This window comes from Pseudovibrio sp. Ad5 (assembly GCF_001623095.1).
In the GTDB taxonomy this organism is placed as follows: Bacteria; Pseudomonadota; Alphaproteobacteria; order Rhizobiales; family Stappiaceae; genus Pseudovibrio.
Map to the genome: position 1 here is coordinate 1 of NZ_LMCH01000014.1, position 25,854 is coordinate 25,854.

At 53.4% G+C, this 25,854-nt stretch carries 23 protein-coding genes; 19 read left to right on the forward strand and 4 right to left on the reverse strand.

Going from position 1 to position 25,854, the window contains the following annotated elements:
• Window positions 1-494, forward strand: a 494-nt coding sequence (locus PsAD5_RS08210; protein WP_193778144.1) for an IS110 family transposase, incomplete at its 5' end; no start/stop codon positions are given.
• 717 nt (window positions 495-1,211) lie between these two features.
• Window positions 1,212-1,421, forward strand: a complete 210-nt coding sequence (locus tag PsAD5_RS28740; RefSeq protein WP_342585838.1) for a GNAT family N-acetyltransferase — start codon at window positions 1,212-1,214, stop codon at window positions 1,419-1,421.
• 99 nt (window positions 1,422-1,520) lie between these two features.
• Here PsAD5_RS28740 and PsAD5_RS08220 read toward each other — a convergent pair whose 3' ends face one another.
• The gene (locus PsAD5_RS08220; RefSeq protein ID WP_063291750.1) at window positions 1,521-2,858 is read right to left on the reverse strand and encodes a serine hydroxymethyltransferase; all 1,338 of its coding nucleotides are present in this window, start codon (window positions 2,856-2,858) and stop codon (window positions 1,521-1,523) included.
• A gap of 98 nt (window positions 2,859-2,956) precedes the next feature.
• On the opposite strand from PsAD5_RS08220, the gene PsAD5_RS08225 reads away from it, so the two are divergent.
• The 5 genes from PsAD5_RS08225 (at window position 2,957) to PsAD5_RS08245 (ending at window position 10,294) form a co-directional block, all read left to right on the forward strand.
• Window positions 2,957-3,835: a LysR family transcriptional regulator gene (locus PsAD5_RS08225; RefSeq protein ID WP_063291751.1), complete on the forward strand. Its 879-nt coding sequence runs from the start codon at window positions 2,957-2,959 to the stop codon at window positions 3,833-3,835.
• 270 nt (window positions 3,836-4,105) lie between these two features.
• On the forward strand, window positions 4,106-6,331 hold the full coding sequence (locus PsAD5_RS08230; protein ID WP_063291752.1) for a heavy metal translocating P-type ATPase: 2,226 nt from the start codon (window positions 4,106-4,108) through the stop codon (window positions 6,329-6,331).
• 335 nt (window positions 6,332-6,666) lie between these two features.
• Window positions 6,667-7,650 carry a TRAP transporter substrate-binding protein gene (locus PsAD5_RS08235; protein ID WP_063291753.1) on the forward strand — a complete coding sequence of 328 codons (984 nt, stop codon included), beginning with the start codon at window positions 6,667-6,669 and terminating at the stop codon, window positions 7,648-7,650.
• Window positions 7,651-7,796: 146 nt separating this feature from the next.
• Window positions 7,797-8,543: an FCD domain-containing protein gene (locus PsAD5_RS08240; protein WP_057461877.1), complete on the forward strand. Its 747-nt coding sequence runs from the start codon at window positions 7,797-7,799 to the stop codon at window positions 8,541-8,543.
• A gap of 197 nt (window positions 8,544-8,740) precedes the next feature.
• On the forward strand, window positions 8,741-10,294 hold the full coding sequence (locus PsAD5_RS08245) for a CYTH and CHAD domain-containing protein (RefSeq protein WP_063291754.1): 1,554 nt from the start codon (window positions 8,741-8,743) through the stop codon (window positions 10,292-10,294).
• A gap of 8 nt (window positions 10,295-10,302) precedes the next feature.
• Here PsAD5_RS08245 and phnF read toward each other — a convergent pair whose 3' ends face one another.
• Window positions 10,303-11,055, reverse strand: a complete 753-nt coding sequence (gene phnF / locus PsAD5_RS08250) for a phosphonate metabolism transcriptional regulator PhnF (RefSeq protein WP_063291829.1) — start codon at window positions 11,053-11,055, stop codon at window positions 10,303-10,305.
• A 184-nt stretch (window positions 11,056-11,239) separates the two neighbouring features.
• Between phnF and phnG the strand changes: the two genes are divergently transcribed.
• From phnG to phnN, 10 genes are read left to right on the forward strand one after another with little or no spacing between them, the layout of a single operon-like run.
• Entirely contained in the window at window positions 11,240-11,710 is a 471-nt protein-coding gene (phnG, locus tag PsAD5_RS08255; protein WP_063291830.1) for a phosphonate C-P lyase system protein PhnG, read from the forward strand.
• 1 nt (window position 11,711) lies between these two features.
• On the forward strand, window positions 11,712-12,344 hold the full coding sequence (gene phnH / locus PsAD5_RS08260) for a phosphonate C-P lyase system protein PhnH (protein ID WP_063291755.1): 633 nt from the start codon (window positions 11,712-11,714) through the stop codon (window positions 12,342-12,344).
• A gap of 3 nt (window positions 12,345-12,347) precedes the next feature.
• Window positions 12,348-13,463: a carbon-phosphorus lyase complex subunit PhnI gene (locus PsAD5_RS08265; protein WP_063291756.1), complete on the forward strand. Its 1,116-nt coding sequence runs from the start codon at window positions 12,348-12,350 to the stop codon at window positions 13,461-13,463.
• Window positions 13,460-14,371: an alpha-D-ribose 1-methylphosphonate 5-phosphate C-P-lyase PhnJ gene (locus tag PsAD5_RS08270; RefSeq protein ID WP_063291757.1), complete on the forward strand. Its 912-nt coding sequence runs from the start codon at window positions 13,460-13,462 to the stop codon at window positions 14,369-14,371. The genes PsAD5_RS08265 and PsAD5_RS08270 overlap by 4 nt, the downstream gene beginning before the upstream one ends.
• Window positions 14,371-15,168: a phosphonate C-P lyase system protein PhnK gene (gene phnK / locus PsAD5_RS08275; protein WP_063291758.1), complete on the forward strand. Its 798-nt coding sequence runs from the start codon at window positions 14,371-14,373 to the stop codon at window positions 15,166-15,168. The genes PsAD5_RS08270 and phnK overlap by 1 nt, the downstream gene beginning before the upstream one ends.
• A 10-nt stretch (window positions 15,169-15,178) precedes the next feature.
• The gene (phnL, locus tag PsAD5_RS08280) at window positions 15,179-15,889 is read left to right on the forward strand and encodes a phosphonate C-P lyase system protein PhnL (RefSeq protein ID WP_063291759.1); all 711 of its coding nucleotides are present in this window, start codon (window positions 15,179-15,181) and stop codon (window positions 15,887-15,889) included.
• Between the two features lie 32 nt (window positions 15,890-15,921).
• Window positions 15,922-16,545: a DapH/DapD/GlmU-related protein gene (locus tag PsAD5_RS08285; RefSeq protein WP_063291760.1), complete on the forward strand. Its 624-nt coding sequence runs from the start codon at window positions 15,922-15,924 to the stop codon at window positions 16,543-16,545.
• Between the two features lie 58 nt (window positions 16,546-16,603).
• Complete coding sequence (locus PsAD5_RS08290; protein WP_063291761.1) at window positions 16,604-17,302, forward strand: DUF1045 domain-containing protein; 699 nt, start codon at window positions 16,604-16,606, stop codon at window positions 17,300-17,302.
• A 41-nt stretch (window positions 17,303-17,343) separates the two neighbouring features.
• On the forward strand, window positions 17,344-18,492 hold the full coding sequence (locus tag PsAD5_RS08295; protein WP_063291762.1) for an alpha-D-ribose 1-methylphosphonate 5-triphosphate diphosphatase: 1,149 nt from the start codon (window positions 17,344-17,346) through the stop codon (window positions 18,490-18,492).
• A 27-nt stretch (window positions 18,493-18,519) separates the two neighbouring features.
• Window positions 18,520-19,113 carry a phosphonate metabolism protein/1,5-bisphosphokinase (PRPP-forming) PhnN gene (gene phnN / locus PsAD5_RS08300; RefSeq protein WP_063291763.1) on the forward strand — a complete coding sequence of 198 codons (594 nt, stop codon included), beginning with the start codon at window positions 18,520-18,522 and terminating at the stop codon, window positions 19,111-19,113.
• Here the strand turns inward: phnN and PsAD5_RS08305 are convergent.
• Window positions 19,103-19,795 carry a TetR/AcrR family transcriptional regulator gene (locus PsAD5_RS08305; protein WP_208982059.1) on the reverse strand — a complete coding sequence of 231 codons (693 nt, stop codon included), beginning with the start codon at window positions 19,793-19,795 and terminating at the stop codon, window positions 19,103-19,105. The two genes, phnN and PsAD5_RS08305, sit on opposite strands and share 11 nt — an antisense overlap.
• A gap of 100 nt (window positions 19,796-19,895) precedes the next feature.
• Here PsAD5_RS08305 and PsAD5_RS08310 point away from each other — a divergent pair, with 100 nt between their 5' ends.
• Window positions 19,896-20,360, forward strand: a complete 465-nt coding sequence (locus tag PsAD5_RS08310; RefSeq protein WP_082827038.1) for a (2Fe-2S)-binding protein — start codon at window positions 19,896-19,898, stop codon at window positions 20,358-20,360.
• A gap of 2 nt (window positions 20,361-20,362) precedes the next feature.
• Window positions 20,363-22,645 carry a xanthine dehydrogenase family protein molybdopterin-binding subunit gene (locus tag PsAD5_RS08315; protein ID WP_063291765.1) on the forward strand — a complete coding sequence of 761 codons (2,283 nt, stop codon included), beginning with the start codon at window positions 20,363-20,365 and terminating at the stop codon, window positions 22,643-22,645.
• 109 nt (window positions 22,646-22,754) lie between these two features.
• Here PsAD5_RS08315 and PsAD5_RS08320 read toward each other — a convergent pair whose 3' ends face one another.
• Window positions 22,755-25,739, reverse strand: a complete 2,985-nt coding sequence (locus PsAD5_RS08320) for an AsmA family protein (protein ID WP_063291766.1) — start codon at window positions 25,737-25,739, stop codon at window positions 22,755-22,757.
• Window positions 25,740-25,854: the final 115 nt, after the last annotated feature.

The following is a 25,854-nucleotide window of genomic DNA, read 5'->3' on the forward strand; positions in this document are numbered from 1 at the left end:
GGCTGTGGCTAGACGAACGCATCGATGCGACCAGTACCGAGATCGAACAGATCAGCAAATATGACGTTGGCTGCCAACTGCTGATGAGTATCCCCGGCATCGGACCCATCATCTCCACCGCGCTGGTGGCCGCCATCGGTAACGGATCTGCTTTTGAACGCGGACGAGACCTTGGCGCTTGGTTGGGCCTGGTCCCCCGGCAGTACAGCACAGGAGACAAGCCCATCCTCGGCAAAATATCGAAAACCGGAAATCGCTATTTACGCATGTTGTTGGTGCAAGCGGCACACGTTTTGATGATGCGACCGAAACTTTGGCAGAACTTGAGCTTCGGAGACTGGCTGGAACGGGCATCCAAGCGAATGCATAAGAATAAACTGGCCGTCGCCCTGGCCAATAAGCTGGCAAGGATCGCCTGGAGCGTATTGTATAATTGCACGGAGTTTGACAACCATACAGCTGATATGGAGGCGATCCAACCAGAACCTCCTTAAAGTTCGCGACAGAGCATAAGCATGGAACGGAAGAAAGAACGCACTCAAAGTCAGAGGGCCATAATGGTTCTAAGTAACCTGTCCGGTAATTAGACTGTAGGTACGTGCGTATTACCATCAAGGCCACGGCCCGCGTGCCGATAAACAGGTCGGATACATAGTAGCGACTTCAAGGTTCCAAGTAAAAACTCTCTTGCGAAATGCAGGCGGTCCATACATATGGCCCGCACGACTTGAAAGCACTCATCTTCAGCTTGCTGCCAATATTTGATCTTCATAAGATGTAAGAGCGGTTGCATTCCAAATGGGGATATTGAAATGAGCAAAATACGAAGAGCTGGTCCCCATGATTTGGAAGGACTCTACCGTATTTCGGTTCAAACAGGCCATTTGGGTGATGATGCCAGCCACTTGTATGCCGATCATCGAATGATGGGGCACATATATTCAGCCCCCTACCTAAAGTACTCACCTCAATTCGCTTACGTGATTGAGAGTCAAAACCAAGTCGTAGGTTATTGTGTAGGCACACATAATACCGTTGAATTTGAGGAGGTCCTAGAATCTCAATGGTGGCCGAGCTTAAGACGAAGGTACCCAAAACCTGACCAAGGAATGCGATCAGCTTGGACAGCGGAAGAACGCAGATGCCAGATGATACATCTTCCGGAGAGAACACCAGAACAGATTTCTACATGCTTTCCTGCACATCTACACATGAACCTTCTCCCAGTTATTCAAGGACAAGGCATGGGTGCCCTTCTTCTTAAGGAATGGATGCGAGACGCGAAACGACATGGGGTAACAGCTGTACATGTTGGTGCGAATGCAAAGAACGCTAGAGCCATTCGCTTTTGGCAGAAGTATGGGTTTAGCGAGCTTGATGCTCCAGCTTCAAGAACAGTCTGGATGGGTCGCGTTGTGTGATGTCCCTGATGCCCACCGCCTAAATCTAAGCAACTAAGAAGAACACAACCCAGTAAACGCGACCTCATCATTGAACGCTTTGTTATGCCGTAACAGCTGTTAGGCTGACACCGGCTCTTCGGCTATCACATAATGCAGTTTCTTGAACTGCTGACGCCATGCAGAAATCTGAGGCAGATACTGCGCGGGCTGGTCCGAGCGCAAAGCAGCTGCAATCAATCGCGCCATCTCATTCGCATGGCTGGTACCAATACCCCAGCGCACCAGCTCAGGCGCCCCGATACGCAGCCCGTTCATGTCTCCCTCAACCTCAGCAATCGGCAAACCAATGCCACAGGCAAGGAACCCAGCCTTGCGGAGTTTCTTGGAAGCCGCCTGCCCTCCGCCAAACGAAGCTGCTTCAACAGCAAACTGATGTGACTGCGTAAAGCCCTGCGCCTTGGCAAACACGGGAATGCCCTGCGCATCGAGCGCCTGCGCCAGTGCTTTTGAAAGGGCAATCATCTCAGCAGCATACGCTTGCCCATAGTCCCGCCAATCCAGCATGGTCACCGCCAGCGCAGCAGACTTCGCCGCATCAAAGTTGGCAGTCATCCCCGGAAACGCGATGGCATCCATCCGCTCGATTAACTCAGCATCATTGGAGACAATCAGACCGCCCGCAGGCCCGCCAAGGCTCTTGTAGGTGCTCATGGTCATAAAATGAGCACCCTCTTCCAACGGATTCGCCCAGGCTCTGCCAGCAATGATCCCGCATTGATGCGCCGCATCAAACATCACCTTCGCACCCACCTCATCGGCGATCTCACGAATAGCGCGCACAGGATGCTCAAACAGGTTGAGGCTGGAACCCACAGTAATCAGCTTCGGCTTTTCCGCTTTAGCAAGCTCACGAAGCCCCTCCACATCAATGGTATAACCATCCGCATTCACCGGAGCAGGCACAGTGCGCAAACCATAAAGCCCGGCACAGCCTGCAATGTGGTGGGTCACATGCCCGCCAATGGAAGCAGGCGGCGCGATGATCGTATCACCCGGCTGACAGGTCGCCATAAACCCATAAAGATTAGCGACGGCTCCAGACGGTACACGGATCTCCGCATACTGCGCATCAAACACTTCCGCGCTCAACTCAGCCGCAATCACCTCAATCTCTTCAATAGCTTCCAGCCCCATCTCATACTTATCACCGGGGTAGCCAAGAGACGGACGAGAACCAATGCCAGAGGCTAGAAACGCCTCAGCCCTTGGGTTCATCACATTCGTTGCCGGGTTTAGATTGAAGCACTGCTCCTCATGAATTTCCCTGTTTTGAGCAGCCAGCGCATCCAGTCGCCCCAGAAGAGCCGCAGAACTCTGTGCTTGCGTACGCTGCGCAACCTCCTGCACCAGTGCTTCACAGTGAGCTGGAACCCAATTTCGTTTCGCTAAAACCATCACAACCTCCCAATTGTTGAGAGGAGTGTGCGGACAGAACGCTTGAGAGCGCAAACCAGAATATGTAATTATTGGCCTAGAAAAACTAAGGCTAAGCCATGTCAGTCTCTCCCTCCCGCCCCAAAGGGCCACCTCTCAACGCCCTTCGTGCATTCGAAGCCGCCGCCCGCCTCGGCGGTTTTGCCAATGCAGCAGAAGAACTGAGCGTCACCGCAGGCGCTGTCTCCCAGCACATCAAAGCATTGGAGGAATGGGTCGGCGCAGACCTGTTCGAGCGCCGCTCTCAAGGCGTCCACCTGACAGAGCTGGGACAGGACATCGCCCCGCACTTCTCTAAGGCCTTCGATGAACTGGGCAACGCGGTCCGGCAATTACGAGCCAAAACCAGCCGCAAAACCATTCACATTGCTGCCCTGCCAAGCGTCGCCCAACTCTGGCTCTCTCCGCGTCTACCGAAGATCAGAGCAGCCCTGCCAGATACCAACATCTCTGTCATCGCACTGGAAACGCCGCCCAATCTGGACCGCGAGATCTACGACCTCTCCATCTTCATCGGTAAACCCAAAGGCACGGCTCAAGAACGTATCATCGCAGAGGACCTCATCACCCCGGTCTGCTCACCAGCAACAGCAAAGGGCCTGAAAGAACCACAGGATCTTGAGACAGAAACCTTCCTCCACGATGTGATCTGGGCAGAGGACTGGCAGGTCTGGGCCAGCAAAAACGCACCAACTCTGAATGGTTTAAGCGACGGCCCAAACTATTCCCTCTATGCCATCGCAATGGAAGAAGCGAAAAACGGTGCAGGCATCCTCTTGGGTCACAAAGCCCTTGTCGAACCGTCTCTCAAGAAAGGTGACCTCAAAGCCCCTTTCACCCAATGGCAACCAACCGGAAAATCCCTCATCCTGGAATGCGCCAGCCTGCCAACCCCATCAAAAGAGATCACACAGATCATCTCTTTGCTGCTGGCATAGCCATTGAGCAGACACCGCTCGTTCCCATTACGTGACTATCCACAGAGCGCCTTTCCGTACCGAAGGGCCAAGGAGCGGTCAAACTTCGCAAAACCCTATGTGTTCCCTGCAAAAATGATCAGGCTGTGGTCTCGGCTTCGATCAGGATCACAACACGACTACATCACATCGGAGAGCTTGCGTATTTACCCTCTCTACAACCACTTGACCCGCCCTCACCAATGGTAATAAGTCCTGAGGGTCTGAACTCGGCAACCGAAGATAGCTCTGATGAACGCACCCTCAGCCTCTGCAGCCCAAACCGTCAAACTCGACATCACCGGAATGACATGTGCAGGTTGCGCATCTCGCTTGGAAAAGACTCTCCAGGCAACCGAAGGTGTGGTCAAAGCCACGGTCAATTTCGCACTTGAAATGGCAGAGGTGGAACACCTGCCTCAGGTCGCCGCAAATGATCTGGTGGATGTGGTCTCGACAGCTGGTTTTGAGGCCAGGGAGCGCCGGGACGAGGCAGAGGCAGCAAAGAAGGCTTTTGAGGAGCGCGAAGCACATAGCGACGCAGAAGAACGCAAAACCTTTCAACTTTTCGCGCTATCAACGCTCCTTGCGATTCCATTAGTCATTCCAATGGTTTTGATGGCGTTTGGCGTGCAATTCGAGCTCTCTGGCGTACTGCAGTTTGCATTAGCAACGCCAATCCAACTTTTCGTCGGTGCGCGATTCTACAAGGGTGCGTTTGCAGCGCTGCGTCATGGCGGCGCCAACATGGATGTCCTCGTCTCGCTCGGCACATCCGCCGCTTATCTGTACAGCGTTTATAACGTCTTCTTCGCCACACAGGCGCAGGCAACAGACCTCTATTTTGAAGCATCCGCCGTCATTCTCACCCTCATTCTGATGGGTAAGTATCTGGAAATACGGGCGAAACGCTCCACCTCAGCAGCAGTTCGCTCTCTGATCGCCCTGCGACCAACCACGGCCAACAAGATCGTCGGCGACAAGATTATCCCCGTTGGCATCTCAGATCTGCGCCTCGGCGATTACATAGTTATCAAACCGGGCGAGTGCGTTCCAACCGATGGCTTGATTGAAGAGGGTGAAAGCGAGCTGGATGAATCTATGCTCACCGGAGAGAACCTCCCCGTGCACAAAAACAAGGGTGATCAGGTAACTGGTGGAACAATCAACGGAGCAGGTGCAATTTTTGTCCGCACCACCGCCCTTGGTGAATCAACACGCTTAGCTCAGATTATCCGCCTTGTTGAAGGCGCACAGGCTTCCAAGGCACCGCTACAAAAATTAGTCGACAAAGTCGCAGCTATTTTTGTTCCCGTTATTGTGCTGATCGCCCTCGCAACCTTCGCTGGCTGGATGCTTTACTCCGGCGACGTCACAACAGCCGTCAGCGCATCCGTCGCCGTCCTCGTCATCGCCTGCCCTTGCGCACTGGGACTTGCTACCCCGACAGCACTTGTCGCAGGCACTGGCGCAGCCGCGAAGGCTGGCATACTTATCCGCGACATCGAAGCGCTGGAACGCGCCCACAAAGTCGATACGATCCTCTTTGACAAAACCGGCACGCTGACCGTCGGCAAGCCAGTTCTGACGGATGCTCAGGCCTTTGACCGCAATGACGACCGCCTGCTGACAATCGCAGCCAGCATCCAGCTGGGCAGCGAACACCCACTCGCCAGCGCACTTATCCGCGCAGCAGAAGAGCGCAACCTCAGGCTCACCCGCCCACGCTCCATCAAGGCTATCCCCGGCAAGGGCCTGATTGCAGAGCTCACTGGACAGCAGGTCTCCATCGGCAACGCAGCCCTGATGAAAGACCTGAATGTCGCCCCATCCATGATGGGTGATGGTCTTGTAAAGACTTACGAATCCTCAGGTAAAACCGCAGTTACAGTCGCTCTGGGTGACCGTGCAATCGGTGTTCTGGCCTTTGTTGATCAGGCACGGGACTCCGCCCGTGAAGCTGTAGAATCCCTTAAGAAACAAGGCATTCGCACAGTCATGATCACCGGCGACACGGAACTCGCCGCCAAAAACATCGCAGATCAGGTCGGCGTTGACGAATTTCAGGCACGCGTTCAGCCAGAAGGCAAGAACGAAGTCGTAAATGACTTGAAAGAACAAGGCTATAGAGTTGCAATGGTCGGCGACGGCATCAACGATGCCCCTGCTCTCGCAGCTGCAGACCTCGGCATTGCAATGGGCTCCGGCGCAGATGTTGCATTGGAAACCGCAGGCGTCACACTCATGCGTTCTGAGCCAAAGATGATCCCGGCAGCACTGGACATCTCCAAAGCAACCCTCAGAAAAATCAGACAAAATCTGTTCTGGGCCTTCATCTACAACATCATCGGCATTCCGCTGGCAGCGCTGGGATTGCTCTCCCCTGTCATTGCAGGAGCCGCCATGGCCATGAGTTCCGTCTCCGTGGTTACCAACGCCATGTTGCTGCGGCGCTGGAAACCGAAGAACATGAACTGACATCATCAATCCAGCCCCTGAAAGACAAACTCAGGGGCTTTTTTGCATCTTCTCGCCCTTCGGTTGACCAATACCGTTCTTTCTTAGAAGAACTCCGACCAATCATAAGAGCGCTAACTAGAAGAATAATGCTTCATCACATCTATCAGGCTGATGCAGTAGAAATAATTCAGTTAGACGGAAAACAAATAAGCTCTTCATAAGGTCAACCAATATATAAAATGGTTTGACAACTCCTCGAATCCATCCAATTCTTTCTATTACATATCGCAGCCTCAGCATTCTATAGTTTCATCTCACGAATACATTCGCTGCGATCATCCGGGGGGAAGCATATGTTTACGAGAAAGATTGCCAAAGCCACAGTTCTGTGCGCAGCTCTGCTTGCAACAACTTCATTCGGCTACGCGAAGACATTGAAACTCAGTCACAATCAGGGACCAGAGCACCCTCTGCACATTTCCATGCAGCACATGGCAGATAAAGTTGCAGAAGCCACCGACGACTCTCTCAAAATCCGCATCTACGGCAATGGCGCACTGGGAACACAAAGAGAATCCATGGAGTTAGTGCAAGAAGGCACCCTCGCAATGGCCAAAACCAACGCCAGCGAACTGGAAGCCTTTGAAGAGTCATACTCAGCGCTGAACCTGCCTTACATCTTCGTAGATGAGAACCATTATTTCGATGTTCTCAGCGGCCCAATCGGCGACGACATCCTTGCAGCATCAGCAGACAAAGGTTTTATTGGTCTGACCTTTTACGTGGAAGGTGCCCGCTCCTTCTACGCCAACAAGGAAATCCATTCACCAGCTGATCTCAAAGGCATGAAAATCCGCGTCCAACCATCCCCCTCAGCAATCCGCATGGTAGAACTGCTCGGCGGCAGCCCAACGCCAATATCCTGGGGCGAATTGTACAGCGCACTTCAGCAGGGCGTGGTCGATGGTGCAGAGAATAACCCGCTGGCGCTGACCACAGCCCGTCATGGTGAAGTCTCCAAGGTTTATTCCGATGACGGCCACACAATGATCCCGTCTATCGTTGTCATTTCAACCACGGTCTGGAATTCGTTAAACACAGACGAACAAACAGCAATTCGTGATGCTGCCAAGTCCTCTATGCACCTCCACCGTGCCCAGTGGAATGAGATGACAAAGAAACACATCGAGCAGGCAAAATCCGAGCTTAATGTGAAGTTCATTGAGGTGGATAAAGCACCATTCATCGAAGCTGTTTTGCCAATGCATGCAGAAGCTGCGGAAAAATCTGAGAGAGTTGGCTCCTTGATCACACGCATCAAAGCATTGACCCAATAAGCCTTCTAATGGAATAAGAAAGGCCAGAGTAACAAGGCAAATCTCTGGCCTTTTGTCTCGCTTGCAAATCTGCTTTATTTAGTATCTTAAGCGTGCAGCAATCATGAAAATCCGCCAAACCGCGCAGGCATGGGAGAATAAGCGAAATGGATGGTCAGCGTCGCCGCTATCAGGAAGTAGCTGAAGTCTTGCGCAAAGAGTTAGGCAACGGAACGTTCAAGGTTGGAGATCGCCTGCGCCCAGAGCGCCAGATTGCTGAAGAAATGAACGTCAGCCGCTCGCTTCTGCGCGAAGCTATGATCATGCTTGAGATCGAAGGCTTGATTGATGTGCGCAAAGGATCAGGCACTTACGTTGTACGCCTGCCGGATGCGGAGCAAGTTACTCCCACTTCAAATCTGGAAGACATCGGCCCGTTTGAGCTCCTTCAGGCACGCCAGCTTATGGAAAGCAACATCGCAGCCTTCGCAGCCTCCATGGTCACCAAAGCCGACATCCTGCGCATGCGCGATGCTTTGGAGCGTGAGCGCGAAGACCTTGCAAAAGGCTCCGGCGGATATGAGGCGGACGAGGAATTCCACCTGCTCATAGCAGAAGCCACCCAGAACTCAGTACTGGTCGATATGGTCAGAAACCTCTGGCAACAGCGCACCCGTTCCAGAATGTGGGATAAGCTGCACGAACGCATCTTCGACAACACATACCGCGAAGAGTGGCTCAACGACCATCAGGATATCCTCGACGCTCTGAAGCGAAGAGACCCGCAAGCAGCAAAACAAGCGATGTGGCAACACCTTGAGAACGTCAAGAAACGCCTGATGGATTTATCAGACGTAGACGATCCAGCCTTTGATGCATACCTGTTCCAGCAGGATCCGCTAACGCCCGCATAACCCACCAACGGGCATTAATAGAGCACAATTCATAGTACCGTTGCCAAATGGGGATTATATCTTTGATAAATTCCCATAGACGTTTTGCACCCTTTACAGGCGGATGCGTTCGCGAGATGTTTACTACGTAAAATCAACAAGAGTGGGATGGAACAAGCTTCCACTTCGCACGCTGTGCATAGGGTGGCCCGGCAATCATGCACGAGATTGAGCTTAAGCTTTCTGTAGACGAAACAACTCTGGAGCAACTGGCCAAAGCAAAACCACCAAAAGGCTTTGCGGTCAGTGAGCAATCCGTGAAACGTCTCCGTTCCGTGTATTACGACACGCCGGACCACACACTCAAAAAAGCCCGTATCTCGCTGCGCACGCGCCACAACGGCACCAACTGGCTACAAACCATCAAGCAAGGCGGCGGCATGCAGTCCGGGCTCTCCAAACGGATTGAGCTGGAATTGCCCATAGCCGGAATTGAGCCAGACTTCCATGTGATTTCTGATAATGAAATCAAGCAGAAGCTCTTATCTCTGCTTGAGGGCAAGCAATGGGGAATCCTGTTCGAGACCGCCATCACGCGCACTTTGACCTACTATACAGATAAAGCAGGTGCGAAGATTGAAGTGGCTCTGGATTCCGGCATAGCCAAAACAGCCACTAAAGAGCATCCGATCCATGAAGTAGAGCTGGAGCTGATGGAAGGCCCGGTCGAAAGCCTGTACAAACTGGCAGGCGCACTCATGAAAGATCGACCAATTCTGTTTTCCAGCAGCAACAAGGCAGGCATTGGCTATCGATTAGCAAGTGGTGAACCACCTGAGCTGCCCTCAGAAGCACTTCACTCCAACTACATAGAGTTGGAACCAGGAGACAACGCAGGCTCAGCCTTCCAAAAAATCCTAAGCGAATGCCTCAACCAGATTGTTGCCAACCGTTCTTGCGTCCTTCAGCAAAACATCTCTGAAGGCCCACATCAACTACGTGTCGGACTGCGTAGATTACGAAGTGCGTTCAATATCTACAAAGCAGCTTTCCCGGGCAACGAAACCATCGCAGCGCTGGATATCTCCGCGAAGCAACTGGCAACAACTGCAGGAAATCAAAGAGATATCGATGTGCTGGTGGAAGATATCATCACACCGGTTATCCCGTTACTGCCAGACACGCACTCAGTCGAACCGCTCTTTGAAGCCATTCAACTAGCACATGTGGAAGCTCAGGTTGAACTGAGACAGGAGCTGATCGATCCAAAGCTCAACGGCTTCCTACTCCAACTGGGAGAACTCGCACACAGCTCAGCTTGGAAAGAGAACCTGGGACTAAGCGAGTTCAGGAAACTGGACCTACCAATTCAAACCTTCGCCCAAAATGCACTATCCAAGCGCTGGAAGGCCTGCGAAAAACGGTCGGAGAACCTGCAAGATCTTACCATCGAGCAGCGCCACGACCTCCGCAAATCGCTCAAAAAAATGCGTTATACGGTTGAGTTCTTCCGCTCTCTCTATGAGCCAGAAGATCTGCGTATCTTCCTTAAGTGTCTGAAACGACTTCAAAATACCTTCGGCTACCTCAACGATGTAGCCATGGCCGACCGTCTGGTCGCAATGAAGCTTCCGCAATCCTTGCAAAACAACGAAGTTTCAACGGTTATCGGTTTCGTCGCAGGTTGGCATCAGGCCAGAGCAGACAATGCATGGCTGGAAGCGCAGGAACGTTGGAACGCCGCCGTAGAAGCACCCAAGTACTGGCTCTAAACAAAAGCCTAGTCATTTCTGACGGTTAGGTGCATCCGGTCAGCAGCCACATAGGCACGACCAATTTGTATAGGCGCCCCACTCGCAATCACATTGATAGATTCCATCACGAGCACAGGCGATCCCTCGGAGATCTTAAGCAACTCCGCATTATGCGCACTACAAAGCGCTGCTGTAATCCGGGTTTCCTGACGCCGATAATCACCGAAACCATACTTCTCCATGATCTTGGTGATCGAGTTGGTCTCATTCAAATCTGAAGGCAGATTGGGAAAGCGAGACACTTCAAACCAGCGCGTTCCTGCGATAATTGGCGTGCCATCTGCGTAACTCACAGACTCGCATTTAAACAGTGCAGTGCCCGGTTCAATCTCCAACAGTTCGGATGTGTAAGCATCTGCAATCACTTCAGTCGTGCGGAAGATATCCCCATAAACCTCCTGCGCCTGACCCGACAAGTTCTCCGAAAAGCGCGTGCGCGGACCGATGGGATAGACCAGCGGAGCCTTGGCAACAAAGGTTCCCCGCCCCTGATCTGAACGTAAAAAACCCTCTTCGATCAGCGTGGAGATCGCACGCCGTACAGTATGGCGATTAACCTCAAAGCTATGTGCAAGCTCTTGTTCTGTCGGGATTTTCTCCCCCTCAGAAACCTCAGCTCGCGAAAGCTCAGAGCGCAGCACTTCAGCAATCTGCTTCCACATGGCAACGCCCGCACGTCGCTCAACAGGAGAGAAATCAAATTTCATCGCATTCGTCATGCCTTCGTCATGAAACAACACTAATCAGTTGGCGAGCAAAATATTTGTCTATATAACTAGACAACATTAGTTCTAGCTTAGCAACCGAATTCAGACGCGCGGATCCAATCTTTCGACAAACCCGTAAGGCGTCACCACACAATGCCAGAGAACCAGCGTGTTCCTGAAAGTTAAAGGGGCTGAAATGACGGCAAGTTCGCTCAAAGAGCAATCACCGGAAATTGCAGCTAGGCAGAATGCCATGGGCATTCTGGCAAAGGCCTCAGCGCAAGACCTTGCAAAAGCTTGGAAAAACCTCGGTTTAGAGCCGAGTTATACCGTTATCCGCCCAGCAGAAGTCGGGCTCGTGATGGTCCGTGGCCGCGCGGGTGGCACCGGCGCTCCCTTCAACATGTGCGAAGCAACCGTCACTCGCTGCGTCATAGCTTTAGACGACGGGACCACCGGTTTCGGTCAAGCCCTTGGCCGCGAAAAACAAAAAGTTCTGCTGGCAGCTCTGATTGACGCTCTTTGGCAACAACCAGAACACCGGGATCTCGTTAAGACAAAGGTTCTTCAGCCATTGGCCGCCGCTCAAGAACAAGCAGAAAACGAAACACGCGCTGAAGTCGCAGCCACCAAAGTTGATTTCTTCACCATGGTTCGGGGAGAATAATATGAGCACGCAAACAGCCTCCTCAATCTTCGCCAAGGCGCCTGCTCCGGGTCTGGCTGATCCAGTCCACGACGCCCAGTCCGTCTTCCGCTCCGCCATGAACGCACTGGCTCAACCGGGCACTGTGCAACAGCTGGGCAATCTCACACTCAGCCCTCCTGCTCCACTGTCTGTAGCCGCAATAGCACTCGTGCTGACACTTTGCGATTATGACACACCGCTCTGGCTGGATCCTGCACTGGCAACCAATGAAACCGTCAAGAATTACATCCGCTTCCACACGGCAGCACCTTTCGTTGAAAGCCCTGCAGAAGCCGCTTTTGCACTGGTCTCGGATGCAAAACTGCTCCCTGCGATTGCAAGCTTTGCTGCTGGCAATGCGGAATATCCAGACCGCTCAACCACGATCGTTTTGATGGTCGATGAGCTCACCGAAGACGACGGTATCACGCTGAAAGGTCCGGGCATCAAAACTGAGAAACAGTTCAGCATTGCTCCCGCACCAGCAATGTTCTGGCAGCAGATGCAAGACAACAGCACACTCTACCCACTCGGCATCGACATCATTTTTGCTGGAACCAATCAGGTCGCAGGCCTGCCTCGCTCCACTAAAATCACCGGTTTGGAGGCTTAACTCATGTATGTTGCTGTGAAAGGTGGCGAGAAAGCCATCCGAAACGCTCACAAGCTCATGGCACGGGATCGCCGCGGCGATACCAACGTGCCATCCCTGAGCCTCAAGCAAATCTCTGAGCAGCTTTACCTCGCTGTCTCCCGCGTGATGGCAGAAGGTTCTCTGTATGATGCAGAACTGGCAGCACTCGGCATCAAGCAATCTCGCGGCGATCTCATAGAAGCTGCCTTCCTGATGCGCGCTTACAGAACAACCCTGCCACGCTTTGGGTACTCCAAGCCAATCGACACCGCTAAGATGCTGATCCGTCGCCGTATTTCCGCAACTTACAAGGACCTTCCAGGCGGACAGCTACTCGGTCCAACCTTCGATTACACCCAGCGCCTGCTCGATTTCAAACTGGCGACAGATGGCGAAGCTCCAGTACCAGAAGTGCAGGAGTTCGAGAAGGAAGAGGTCGTCCCACGCGTGACAGACCTCCTCAATGATGAAGGCCTGATTGAGCCGGATGAGCCAATCGCACCGGATGCTCCAGTTGGCGACATCACCCGCGAACCTCTCACTTTCCCAGCAGATCGTGATCTGCGCTTGCAGAATCTGGCACGTGGCGACGAAGGCTTTCTGCTGGCACTTGGTTACTCCACCCAGCGTGGTTTTGGCAGAACCCATCCCTTTGCAGGAGAAATCCGTCTTGGAGAGGTCGAAGTTGACTTCTTCATGGAAGAGCTCGGCTTCGAAGTTCCTCTTGGCACCATGACAGTCACCGAATGTCAGATGATCAACCAGTTCCAGGGCTCCGCATCCGCACCACCACAATTCACTCGCGGCTACGGTTTGGTTCCCGGACAGGGCGAGCGCAAGGTCATGGCAATGGCGCTCGTAGATCGCTCTTTGCGGGCTGAAGAGTTGGGGGAAGAAATCGACTCCCCGACGCAAGATCAGGAGTTCGTCCTGTCTCACTCCGACAACGTGCAGGCCACCGGCTTCGTTGAGCACCTCAAACTGCCCCACTACGTCGACTTCCAGTCAGAACTGGAGCTCATCCGCAAGGTGCGCAGAGAGTGGCAAGAAAAACGCGAAGCAGCTGAACAGGAACTCGTAGCGGAGGCAGCACAATGACCGAGCGCGTTGAAACACAAGGCATCTCCGGCGAGCACTACAACTTCGCTTATCTGGATGAGCAAACCAAACGCATGATCCGCCGCGCGATCCTCAAAGGCATTGCGGTCCCCGGCTATCAGGTTCCCTTCGCCGCCCGCGAAATGCCAATGCCATACGGCTGGGGCACAGGCGGGGTGCAGGTAACAGCTGCAGTCATCGGCAAGCACGATTGCCTGAAGATGATCGATCAGGGGTCAGACGACACCACAAACGCCGTCGCCCTGCGCAACTTCTTTGTGGAAACCACTGGTGTAGACACCACCACAAAGACAAAAGACGCCAGCATCATCCAGACCCGACACCGCATCCCGGAAGAAACGCTGACAAAGGATCAGGTGCTCGTCTATCAGGTTCCGATTCCAGAGCCACTCCGCTTTCTGGAACCACGCGAAACCGAGACCCGCAAGATGCATGCGCTGGAAGAATACGGCCTTATGCATGTGAAGCTCTACGAGGACATCGCAAAGTTGGGTCATATCGCAACGGCTTACGCCTACCCGGTCATGGTGCAGGACCGCTACGTGATGGACCCATCCCCGACGCCAAAGTTCGACAATCCAAAGATGGACCAGATGGAAGCGCTCCAGCTGTTTGGCGCAGGCCGCGAAAAACGCATCTATGCTATCCCACCACATACCAAAGTGGTGAGTTTGGATTTTGAAGATCATCCATTTGAAGTGACCCGGTTCGACCAGCCTTGCGCCATCTGCGGTGCAGAAGAGGTCTATCTGGACGAGGTCATTCTGGATGACGACGGCAACCGCATGTTCGTGTGCTCTGACAGTGATTTCTGCGAGGAACGCCGCGAGGCCGGCCATGTCGGACACCTTGGAACCAATCCTCTGGAAGCAGAAGGAAACGACTAATGTCTCTGGATATTCAAAGCTCTGAAGACCTTCCGCTGCTTCAGGTCAGCAACACCACGAAACTTTATGGCGGCCGCATCGGCTGTAAAGACGTCAGCTTCGACCTCTATCCGGGTGAGGTGCTTGCAATTGTAGGCGAGAGTGGCTCGGGCAAAACAACGCTGCTCAACAGCCTTGCAACGCGCCTCACCCCGACCTCAGGTTCGGTCAACTATCGCAACCGCATGGGCCAGATGCGCAACCTCTATGAAATGAGCGAAGCCGAGAGACGCATGCTCATGCGCACCGATTGGGGTTTTGTCCACCAGCATCCAGCAGACGGCCTGCGCATGACTGTCTCTGCAGGGGCCAATGTGGGCGAACGCCTCATGGCAGTTGGTGCTCGGCACTACGGTAACATCCGTGAAACTGCCACCGATTGGCTCGGCCGCGTTGAGATAGCAGAAGACCGCATTGACGATGACCCACGCGCATTCTCCGGCGGAATGCGCCAACGTCTCCAGATCGCCCGCAACCTCGTCACCGCCCCGCGGCTGGTCTTCATGGACGAACCAACTGGCGGCTTGGATGTGTCTGTTCAGGCACGCTTGCTGGACCTCCTGCGCGGTCTTGTTGCTGACCTTGGCCTCTCCGTGATCATCGTGACCCATGATCTGGCAGTGGCCCGCCTCCTCTCACACCGTATTCTGGTGATGCGCCACGGTCATGTCATCGAAAGCGGACTGACAGATCAGGTACTGGACGACCCGCAAGAGAGTTACACCCAGCTCCTCGTCTCCTCCATCTTGCAGCCATAAGGACAAGACAATGACAAACACTCCTAAAACCAAGGTGCTTGTTTCTGACCTTGCCAAGTCCTTCAAGATGCACTTGCGAGATGGCTTGGAAATCCCGGTCGTCTCCGGTGTAAACTTCTCCGTTTCAGCAGGAGAATGTGTGGTTCTTGGCGGTCCGTCAGGTTCGGGTAAAAGCTCAATTCTGAAAATGATCTACGCCAACTACCGTTGCCAGAAAGGGCAGATCCTGATCACGGATGGCGACGAGATCGTCAATGTCGCCGATGCAACACCGCGCCGCATTATCCGCCTGCGCGAAACCACAATCGGTTACGTCTCACAGTTCCTGCGCGCCATCCCACGCGTCCCTGCTCTCACGCTGGTTGCCGAACCTCTCATGGCGCAAGGCGTTGCAGAAGACGAAGCTTTTGAGCGTGCTGGCAACTTGCTCTCACGCCTCAATGTGCCAGAGCGTCTCTGGCAGTTGCCACCAGCAACCTTCTCGGGTGGTGAACAGCAACGCGTTAACATCGCAAGAGGCTTCATCGCACATTACCCGATCCTTCTTCTCGACGAGCCAACAGCCTCACTCGATGCTGCAAACCGAGCCGTTGTTGTGGAGCTGGTGGAAGAGAAGAAAACGCAAGGTGTAGCAATGGTAGGCATTCTTCACGATCATGACGTTCGCGATGCCATTGCAGACCGGATCATCGATGTAACAACCTTCGCAACGGCCGCTTAACGCACTATGCGTGAAAAAGGGAAACTCACTCCATGACAAAGCCCCCCAAAATTGCGGAGACGGTCATCGAGTCAACCGTCACCCATCGAGAAGCTGCGGTTGGCAAGCAATGCGAAGTGCTTGGCCCAACCTATCTGGAATATTGTGAGATCGGCGACTACTCCTACATTGGCCCGAACTCGACGGTTGCGGACACAACAATCGGCAAGTTCACGGCCATTGCATCCAATGTTCGCCTTGGCCCTCCCAATCATCCCCTGGAGCGGGTTTCCCAACATCGCTTTACCTACACCCCCGAATACTACCGCGAAGATAAAGAACGGGATCACCAGTTCTTTGCTGACCGCAGAGCCGCGCGTATCATTATCGGCAATGACGTTTGGATCGGACATGGCGTAACCGTACTACCCGGCGTAACGATTGGCGACGGCGCGGTCCTCGCAGCAGGCGCTGTGGTGGCAAAAAACGTGGAGCCCTACACCATCGTAGGCGGCGTCCCGGCAAAGCCGATCAAGAGACGCTTTTCCAAGGAAGCTGCTGACCGGCTGATCCAACTCAAATGGTGGGATTGGCCTGAGGACAAAATAATCGAGCGACTCCCTCTGTTTCAATCGATGACTGTGGAAAGGTTTCTGGAACACTTCGAACCAGCCTGAGGTGTCATAGGACTGACACCGTTTGCCCGATACTTCGAAGCCCAAGGATATTCTGGATATGCGTTACTCAATCTATTTCACACACCCACAGTCAGCCACGCTCACGGAGTTGGGAAGCCAATGGCTCGGGCGCTCAGCCTTTTCCAATGACAGTCTCGCACACCCGCACCTGAACGAGTTTGAGCCCGGGCACCTGCACTCAATCACCGAAGACGCACGTCGCTATGGCTTCCACGCCACCATGAAACCACCATTCCATCTGGCGGAAGGTAAATCGCAGGAAGATGCAAAAGCGGCTTTCAGCACGTTCGCCAACCAAACATCTGCCTTCACCATCGAAGGACTTGCGCCAAACTTCCTCGGCAAGTTTCTCGCCCTGACACCGACGCAGCCGTCAGAACAGCTCAACGGACTGGCAGCGCAATGCATCAAACAGCTCGATCATCTTCGCGCACCTTTGAGCGAACAAGACATCGAACGACGCCGCAAAGCGAACCTGACACCACAGCAGGATGCCTACATGCTGGAATGGGGCTACCCCTACATTTTCAAGCATTTCCATTTTCATATGACCCTGTCAAAACGACTTGAAGACGAGAACGAGCGCAAAGCCCTCAAAGCTGCCGCAGAAGACCACTTCAAGCCTGTCATTCATCAACCAATCTCCATTTCGCACCTTGCGCTCTGCGTTGAACCAGAGGCTGGGGCGCCATTTCAAGTCATTGAAATAAGACCATTGGAAGGACAAATAGCATGAGCGATGTATTAGTCGGCGTAGCGCCACATCAGACATCAACAATGGTCGAGCCACACACACCAATGACCTTCACCAATGCAAAACTGATCCTCCCGGACCAGACGCTGGAAGGCACACTGGCAGTCGAAAATGGCATGATCAGCGACTTAAGTGACGGCAACACGTCCAACGCACTGGACTGTGAAGGCGACTATCTCATTCCCGGTCTTGTCGAGCTGCATACCGATCATCTCGAAAACCACTACAAGCCACGCCCCGGCGTCACATGGAACGCAGTCTCCGCCGTTCAGGCTCACGATGCACAGATCGCCTGCTCCGGCATCACCACCGTGTTCGATGCCCTGCGCGTTGGCATGGAAGACGATGCAGACCTGACTGCACAAGACATGCGGGCTATGGCCGATGCAATCGAGATCGGTCAACAAGAAGGCCGCCTGCGTGCTGATCACTACATCCACCTGCGCTGTGAGGTTTCCGCCGACAACTGTGTTGAAGGCTTTGAGCTGTTCAATGACGATCCGCGCGTTCGTCTTGCATCCTTGATGGACCACACACCGGGGCAACGCCAGTTCACCTCTCTGGATCAGTTCGAGCTTTACTACAAAACCAAGAAGGGTTTTTCTGACGAACAGATGCAAGAGTTCATGTTGCAAATGCAGGCCCGTGCAAATCGCAACTCCGATAAGAACCGTCTTGCCATTGCAGACCGCGCCAAAGCTGCAGGCATGATGTTGGCCAGCCATGACGACGCAACCCTCGCCCATGTTGAGGAAGCAAACAAGTTTGGCATCAATGTTGCTGAATTCCCAACCACCATGGAAGCTGCAAAGGCTTCACACGAAGCTGGCATGGCTGTGCTGGTGGGTGCTCCGAACGTGGTACGCGGCAAGTCCCACTCAGGCAACATTTCTGCACGCGAGTTGGCAGAAGCTGGTTATCTGGACGTTCTGTCTTCTGATTACGTCCCAGTCTCACTTCTGCAAGCCGCTTTCTTGCTGGCCCAGCAAATCGAGCGCATCTCCGTTCCTGAAGCCGTACAGAAGGTAACAAAGATCCCGGCAGAGGCTGTCGGCCTTGCTGACCGTGGTGCACTGGAAGTTGGCCGCCGCGCAGACCTTGTACAGGTGCGTATGGTTGGCGACGTCCCAATCGTCCGTGGTGTCTGGCGCGAAGGATATCGCGTCGCTTAGCACGGCGGATGAGAGGGGGGAACTATCGTGACAGTTTTGGATACAGCTCAGGAGCAAGCAAAAAAGCTTGGTCCCGGCGCACTGATCATGGTCGTAGGGCCAAGCGGCGCAGGCAAAGACACGCTGATTTACGGCTATAAAGAACTGTGCGAAGGCGACGAGAACATCATGTTTGCCCGTCGCCTGATCACCCGTCCGGCAGATGCCGGTTCAGAACCGCACGAAGCAGTCTGCCACAAGCAAATGTCAGAGCTTATCGATCAGGGCCGCGTGGCATTGTCGTGGCCAGCCCATGGGCTGACCTATGCCCTGCCAGTATGCATGGATCATCACATCACTAAGGGTGGGATTGCTGTCGCAAATGGCTCTCGAAAAGCCTTGGCAGACGCTGTCGGCAAGTATGAGAAACTGCTGGTCGTACATATTACGGCACCAATCCACGTGCTCGCACAACGCCTCTCCATGAGAGGCCGCGAAACCGCAGAGGATATCGAGCAACGGTTAAGGCGCGCAGACCTGTCCCTGCCGAAACTACCGCATCTGGTGGAGATACAAAACACAAACGACCCTCAGGTCGGCATCAAGCAGCTGCAACAAGCAATCGCGACATTTATGCGCTGAGCTTTTTCATCGCCTCCAGGCCAAGCAGATGCGCAGTGATCATGCCAAACAATGCCGGAGCAAATTCGTACTTGAGTGGAGCAAATTCTGGCTCCTCGTAGAGTGTCACCAGAACTGGTGGTGGATTGGTCACAGGCCACAGTCCGGCAACAAACACATGAATGCTGAAGAAGACACTCATCGCCTCTTCCGCATCAAGCCACGGCAACCCTTTTTGCAACGCACTCGTTGCTCGGGCAGCTTCCACCAGCAAGGCGCGCTTGAAATCACGTACACAATCAATGGAGATATTCTTCTCCATTGTCGGAGCAATTTCACTCATCAGCTCACATAGCACCTGACGCGACGCGAACATTTCAGCAAGAAGCTTCGCCATATCAGCGGGAGCCATCTCACCGGGGATTTCCTGCTCCAGATCCTCAATCAGCTTGACAAAATCACGTAGCAGCAACTCAACCAGAATGGCTTCCCGCGTTTCAAAATACCGATAAATGTTGGATTTCACGATACCTGCACGGCTGGCAATTGCCTGCAAGGTCAGTCCATCTACGCCGTCCTGCTCAAGCACGCAGGTCGCGGCACGTATAAGATCATTATGGCGCTGTGCCTTCGCTTCGGCAGATCTGGCGCGCTGAAAACTCTGGTTGGTCATAGTTTGGTGATAGGTCTCATTCCAATCCATGTCAATTAAACTTGGCAAGGTCCATTGACAAACATCTGTCAGATCATAAGTTAAGAGAACAAAAGTCTCCTAACTATAAATTTACGGGATCGCCAGACAAATGTACCCGAAAATACCTCTGACCGTGAATGGTCAAAAACAAGAGATAGAAGCCGACCCGGAAATGCCACTTCTGTGGGCGCTTCGGGACATTATGGATATCAAAGGCCCCAAATTCGGATGCGGTATTGCAGCCTGCGGCGCATGCACCGTTTTGATTGATGGGGAGGCCGTGCGTTCCTGCTCACAGCCGGTTGGAGAAGTCGAAGGTGAGATCACCACCATCGAAGGCATCTCCCAAGGCGATGAACTGCATGCCGTTCAGCAAGCGTGGATGAAACACTCCGTTCCTCAATGCGGTTACTGCCAGTCCGGCCAGATCATGGCTGCAGTCGCTCTGCTGGAAGAAAATCCGGACCCGACCGATGAAGACATCAGCGATGCCATGACCAATCTGTGTCGCTGTGGCACCTACCCAAAAATCAAAGCCGCGATCAAAGACGCAGCACAAACGCTGGGAGCTTGAAGATGAGCCGATTGGGAAAATACACCCGCCGCGCCTTTCTCGGCCTTGGCGTTGCAGCTGCCGGCGGTCTTGCCGTGGGCTTCTATTTTTACCAGAAGCCCTATGCAAACCCATTGGATGCTAAGAAGGCTGAAGGTGAAACACCGTTCAATCCCTATGTGATGATTGATCAAGACAACACCATCACCATCATCACTCCACGTGCTGAGATGGGTCAGGGCGTCCACACAACACTGGCAGCTCTGGTCGCCGAAGAGCTGGAAGTTCCACTTGAGCAGGTGGTTGTGGAACATGGTCCATCCAGCCCGGCTTACTTCAATGCTGCAATGCTGGAGGAATCCACCCCCTTCCCGTTTTATGATGAAAGTGTCTTGGCAGAACTTGCTCGCGGCTCGATGAAAATCGTCGCCAAGTTCCTCGGTCTGAACATGACCGGTGGCTCCTCTTCCACCACCGACGCCTTTGTGAAGATGCGCGAAGCCGGATATGCTGCAAAGTTCGTCCTTCTAAAAGCAGCAGCAGAACACTTCGGCACCTCAGAAGATAATCTCACACTTGCAGATGGTACCATCACAGATACAGCCTCTGGCAAGTCTGTCACTTATGGAGAGCTGGCAAGCAAAGCCGCTGCGGTCTCACCTCCAAGCGAGATGAAGCTTAAGAAAGCCAGTGACTGGAAGATCCTCGGCAAATCGCAAAAACGTGTTGAGCTGAAAGACAAAGTCACCGGAGGCCGCATTTTCGGCATCGACGTACAACTGCCAAACATGCTTTACGGCACCGTAAGAATGGCCCCGCGCAAAGGTGTCAGCCTCAAGAGCTACGACAAGACCGCAACACTCGCCATTCCTGGCGTCAAAGATGTCGTCGAAATCAGAACAATCACGGGTGAAGGCCTGGGCGTTGTTGCTGACAACACCTGGGCAGCGTTCAAAGGTGCTGAAGCCTTAGAGATCGAGTGGGACGATCCACTCTCCCTTCAAAACTCCGATCAGATGTGGTCCGCCCTTGAAGACGCACTGACGCAAGAAGCCACATTCGAGTTGGGTGGCACGGGGTCTGATGCAGAGGTCTTTACATCTATTCCGGAAAGTGAAGCCGTATCAGCGCAATACCGTGTCCCATTCCTGGCCCACGCCACCATGGAGCCAATGAACGCGACAGCCCAGCACGACGAAAACACGATCCGTGTCTGGACTGGAACACAGGCCCCCGGCCTCATTCAGTCTGTTGTCTCCAGTCACTTCGACATGGACAGCGCCGACATTGACGTTACCACTACCCGTCTCGGTGGAGGCTTTGGACGTCGTCTGGAAGTCGACTTTGCGCTCTATGCTGCCGTCATCGCTAAAGCAACTGCACCAAATCCAGTAAAAGTGACTTGGACGCGCGAAGAAGACACGCAGCACGACACCTACCGTCCAATGGCGATTGGCCAGTTCAAAGGTCAGGTGACACCGGATGGCAGGTTAAAGACCATGGACATGCAGGTGGCTTCCCCATCCATCATCCAGAGCGTAATGCCACGGATCTTCCCGGGTATCAGCCCCGCAGGTCCAGACAACACTGTACTCGATGGTGCCTTCAATCAGCCGCTGGATGTTGAAAACATCCGCTGTCAGGCTCACGTGGCAGATCTTCAGGTGCCTATTGGTTTCTGGCGCTCAGTCGGTAATTCAGTCAACGGTTTCTTCCATGAGAGCTTTATGGATGAGGCCGCACACAAAGCTGGTAAAGATCCACTTGAGTTCCGCTTAGCTCATCTAACCAGCGATGAATTCCGGCCAGCACGGGAAGCCCTGAAGCGCGTCGCAGAAATGTCCGGCTGGGGTACCCCGTTACCCGCTGGCAAAGGCCGCGGCATCGCCCACGTTCTCTCCTTCGGTACGTGGACCGCACAAGTGGTTCAGGTTGATGTCACCGACAACACTGTCACCATTGAGGAAGTCTGGGCCGTTGCCGATCCGGGCATCGTTCTTGATCCGGGTATATTCAAGGATCAAATCATGTCCGGTATCAACTTCGGGCTCAGTCAGGCGCTGGGACAGGAAATCACATGGGTTGATGGCGAGATCGAACAAGCAAACTTCGACACGTTCGATGCCATGCGCATGTATCAAGCTCCCAAGATCACCATTGAGTTGCTGGAGAATTCTCCACGAATGGGTGGTGCAGGCGAACCTGGTACACCACCATCAACGCCAGCATTGGCAAATGCGATCTTCGCAGCAACGGGCAAACGTATCAGACAGATGCCACTCAGCAACGAGATCGACTTTATCTAGAGAGCGTTCCGTTTGATTGCATTCAATCAAACGACAAGAATTCGCTCAAAGCAAAAAAAGCCCGGAGCATTCACCGCTCCGGGCTTTTCATTTCTGTATGGAGGCTTGATCAATCGGAGAGGAAGCCAGCTGGCATTCCAAACGCTTCTTCCAAAGAGCTCAGTGTCGCATCCGGATCCGCTGTACCATCGGCAACCGCTTCCACATTCACATTCCCCGGCCCACGCGGCACCACATCACGGCGCTTCAAGTCCCGTTTCGGAGCTGCGATCACCCGTGATTTCTTCGGTGTTGTAGCTGCAACCGCAGGCGTTGACGCCTCTCCCGGCTTGGCTACAGGCATAACAACCTTAGAGGTATCAGTGTTCGCAACGGCTCCTTCGGCAAGAGGAGGCAGATCACCATCCCCAACCGAGGCTGTAGTCACATCATTATCTTCCACTGATGGCTGAGCAAGCACGGCTGGTTCAGCTGCCACATCCTTAGCAGCTTCAGGTGACGCAACAGCCGCATCTCTTGCAGCAGCAGCCCGCAAACGCTGCGCCTCTGCAACTGTCTTTGCAGTATCAAGATCCTTCGCCAGCTTTTCAGAAAGCTTTTGTGTCTGCTTCACATCACCAAAAGACGCGCTTGCATACTCCTGAACATCGACGGGCTCAAAGCTCGGAAGGTTGATCGATCCACGGATCTTCAGCGGTGTCATATCCGCAGTCTGCGTCGTTGCAGCTCCCTCATCATCCAGCTTGGACTGATCGAGCAGGCTTGGCTGCAAATACCACAAGACCTCACCATCTTTGATGTTGATCGCACCGCGTCCTTCAACCAATGCAGTCTTGCTTTGCAACGTCAGTGCCTGAAATTCTGCAGTACCCTGATCAAAGATCACATCAGCACCCCAGCTGGAAAATTCAGTCTGATCATTGTCCGTAAACGGCCAACCTGTAATGCCTTTGCCTCCGACAGAAGCAACCAGCCGGTCCACATCCAATTCATGCAATATGCCGTTGCCAAGCTGAAAGCTGAGCGCTCCACCCATATTGACCCAGAGGTCACTCGGTGTCTTACCGGAGGTGTTCACATCCATTTCAGCATACAGATTACCATCAACCCGCGGCATATCACTGAGCGATGCAAGGAATGGAGCCGCATCAATACCTTTTAGCGAGAACTCAGCAGAGATACCCGGTTTAACCGTTGCGCCGTTCAGAAGAAGCTTGCCAGCGCCCTCACCTTGATAAAGGCCAACACGGGCAACATCCAAAGCCAGTCGACCATCAGACAGCGCTGCTTTCAGCTCTGCATTCCGTCCACGAAGCGCACCGAGCTTCAGGTCCTGAATGGAAAGCGCCAGGTCCAGATCAAAGCTGCGCAGGACGGAGAAGTCATAAGCGCCCTCGCCCTTGGCATTCTTCTCATCACTGCGAGAGAACATCTTATCGAAAGACGCATGCGCAACTTCCAATTCACCACTGAGCTTTGGAACTTCACCTGTATCCAGACGGCCAGTTCCTTTGAGGCTTGTGTCATCCAGAACAAACCGCGCATTCTCAAAGGCGACACCGCTATCATCAGCTTCAAACTGACCAGAAAGCTCCAGCTTCTGACCGCGTAGATAGCGAGGGAGCGGTCGACCATACCAACGGGCAAAATTGTTGAAGTCATCTGTCTGGAAAGCAAAGATCCCATCAAAGCCATCACGCAATGAGTACGGACCCGTCAAACTCCCGGAAAACATCTCACTGGAGAACGCGAGATCAATATTCGCATCAGAACGCAGACCACCCTGCAAAACAATCGGCTCACCATGCCAGCGCGCGGTGCCTTGCAGCTGTAGTGGCTGAGACAGGCCTGAGAAGACAAAAGTCAGATCCATGTCATCAAGAGCTTCGTCGCGCCCTTCAACCGCCAGCATATTTGGCAGGTGAATGTCAGCGACACGCCCCTTCCGCAGGATCGCACCACCATCAACTTCCAGCGCAGCAACCAACTCATCGTAGGATTGGCCAACGCCGTAGAAAGACGCATCCACATTGGCAAAGCCGGATGCAGGGGCGTCTAGCCCTACCAGGCGAAGCAGTTGCTCAAAATTCAAGGACTGCCCGCTGACCTGCCCCTTTAATTCATAGCCATCTTCAAGGTAGTTCAGCGCAATGTTGCCGCCAAAGCCAACAGAGCCAGCGGTAATGGAAAGGTCTTTTGTGCGAACCCCACGTTGACGGAACTGCAGCTCACTTGTCAGTGCACCACTGCCAACCCCTTCTGGAAAGGCCGCATCATGTTGCGCAGCAACGGCAGCAAGGCTCGGCAACTCAACAGAAACTTGCAATGTGCCAACAGGCCGTGCACCAAAGGCAAGCTGGCCATTAAAACGAACTTTCTCTTGAGCAGGTCCAGTTACATGAGCCTCAACAGACGTCGCGCGAGCCTCGCTCAGCGCGGTAACTGATCCAACACGCCCACCAACAACATAACGCTCGTCACTCTGATTAAACGCACCTTCTGCTGTCAGGCCATCACCGTCATGCTCAAAATTAAGCACGAGATCGATCTCAGAAAGAACTATCGGTGCTTCTTGCTCAGGTTCACTGTAAGAAACGACACCTTTTTGAATGCTGACGGTGTCCAAGTCCAACTGCTGCATAAAGGAAGCAACGCGGCCTGCAATATTTGCAGCAACCAGAGAGGCTTCCCCTTCTTCACCCTCAGAAAGCTGCGGCTGCCAGGACGCGCCGCCTTTCTGATCAAATTCAAGCGTCCACTTTGGCTCAACAAGCTCAATGTTGCGGATGATGTTGCCACCAGTCAGCAAACGCAGAGAGTTCAGCTCGAACCGGGCTTTCTCAACCCGCGCAAACTCAATCCCGTCAGCTCGCGCAACACCTGCAACGCCAACATTATCAACTTCAATCGCCAGTGTCGGAAACAGATCCACACTCGTACGCCCATCAAGACGCAGCTTCCATCCGGTTGCTGTCTCAAAGGACTCTGCAATTTGGGCCTTCAGCTGTTTCTGCGGAACGAGAAGTGGCGCAAGCACCAGACCACAAACCACAAGAGCGGCAAGAGCTCCAAAAATAAGAAGAGAGCGTTTCATTTAGTCTTAGTATCCTAGTGGACGGTTTCGTGAGGCCCGAAAAAGGACTCTCATGTAAGCAGCTTGTACTCAACAAATACAGGGCAAAAAGCCCGTAGAAAACGTCTAAATTATG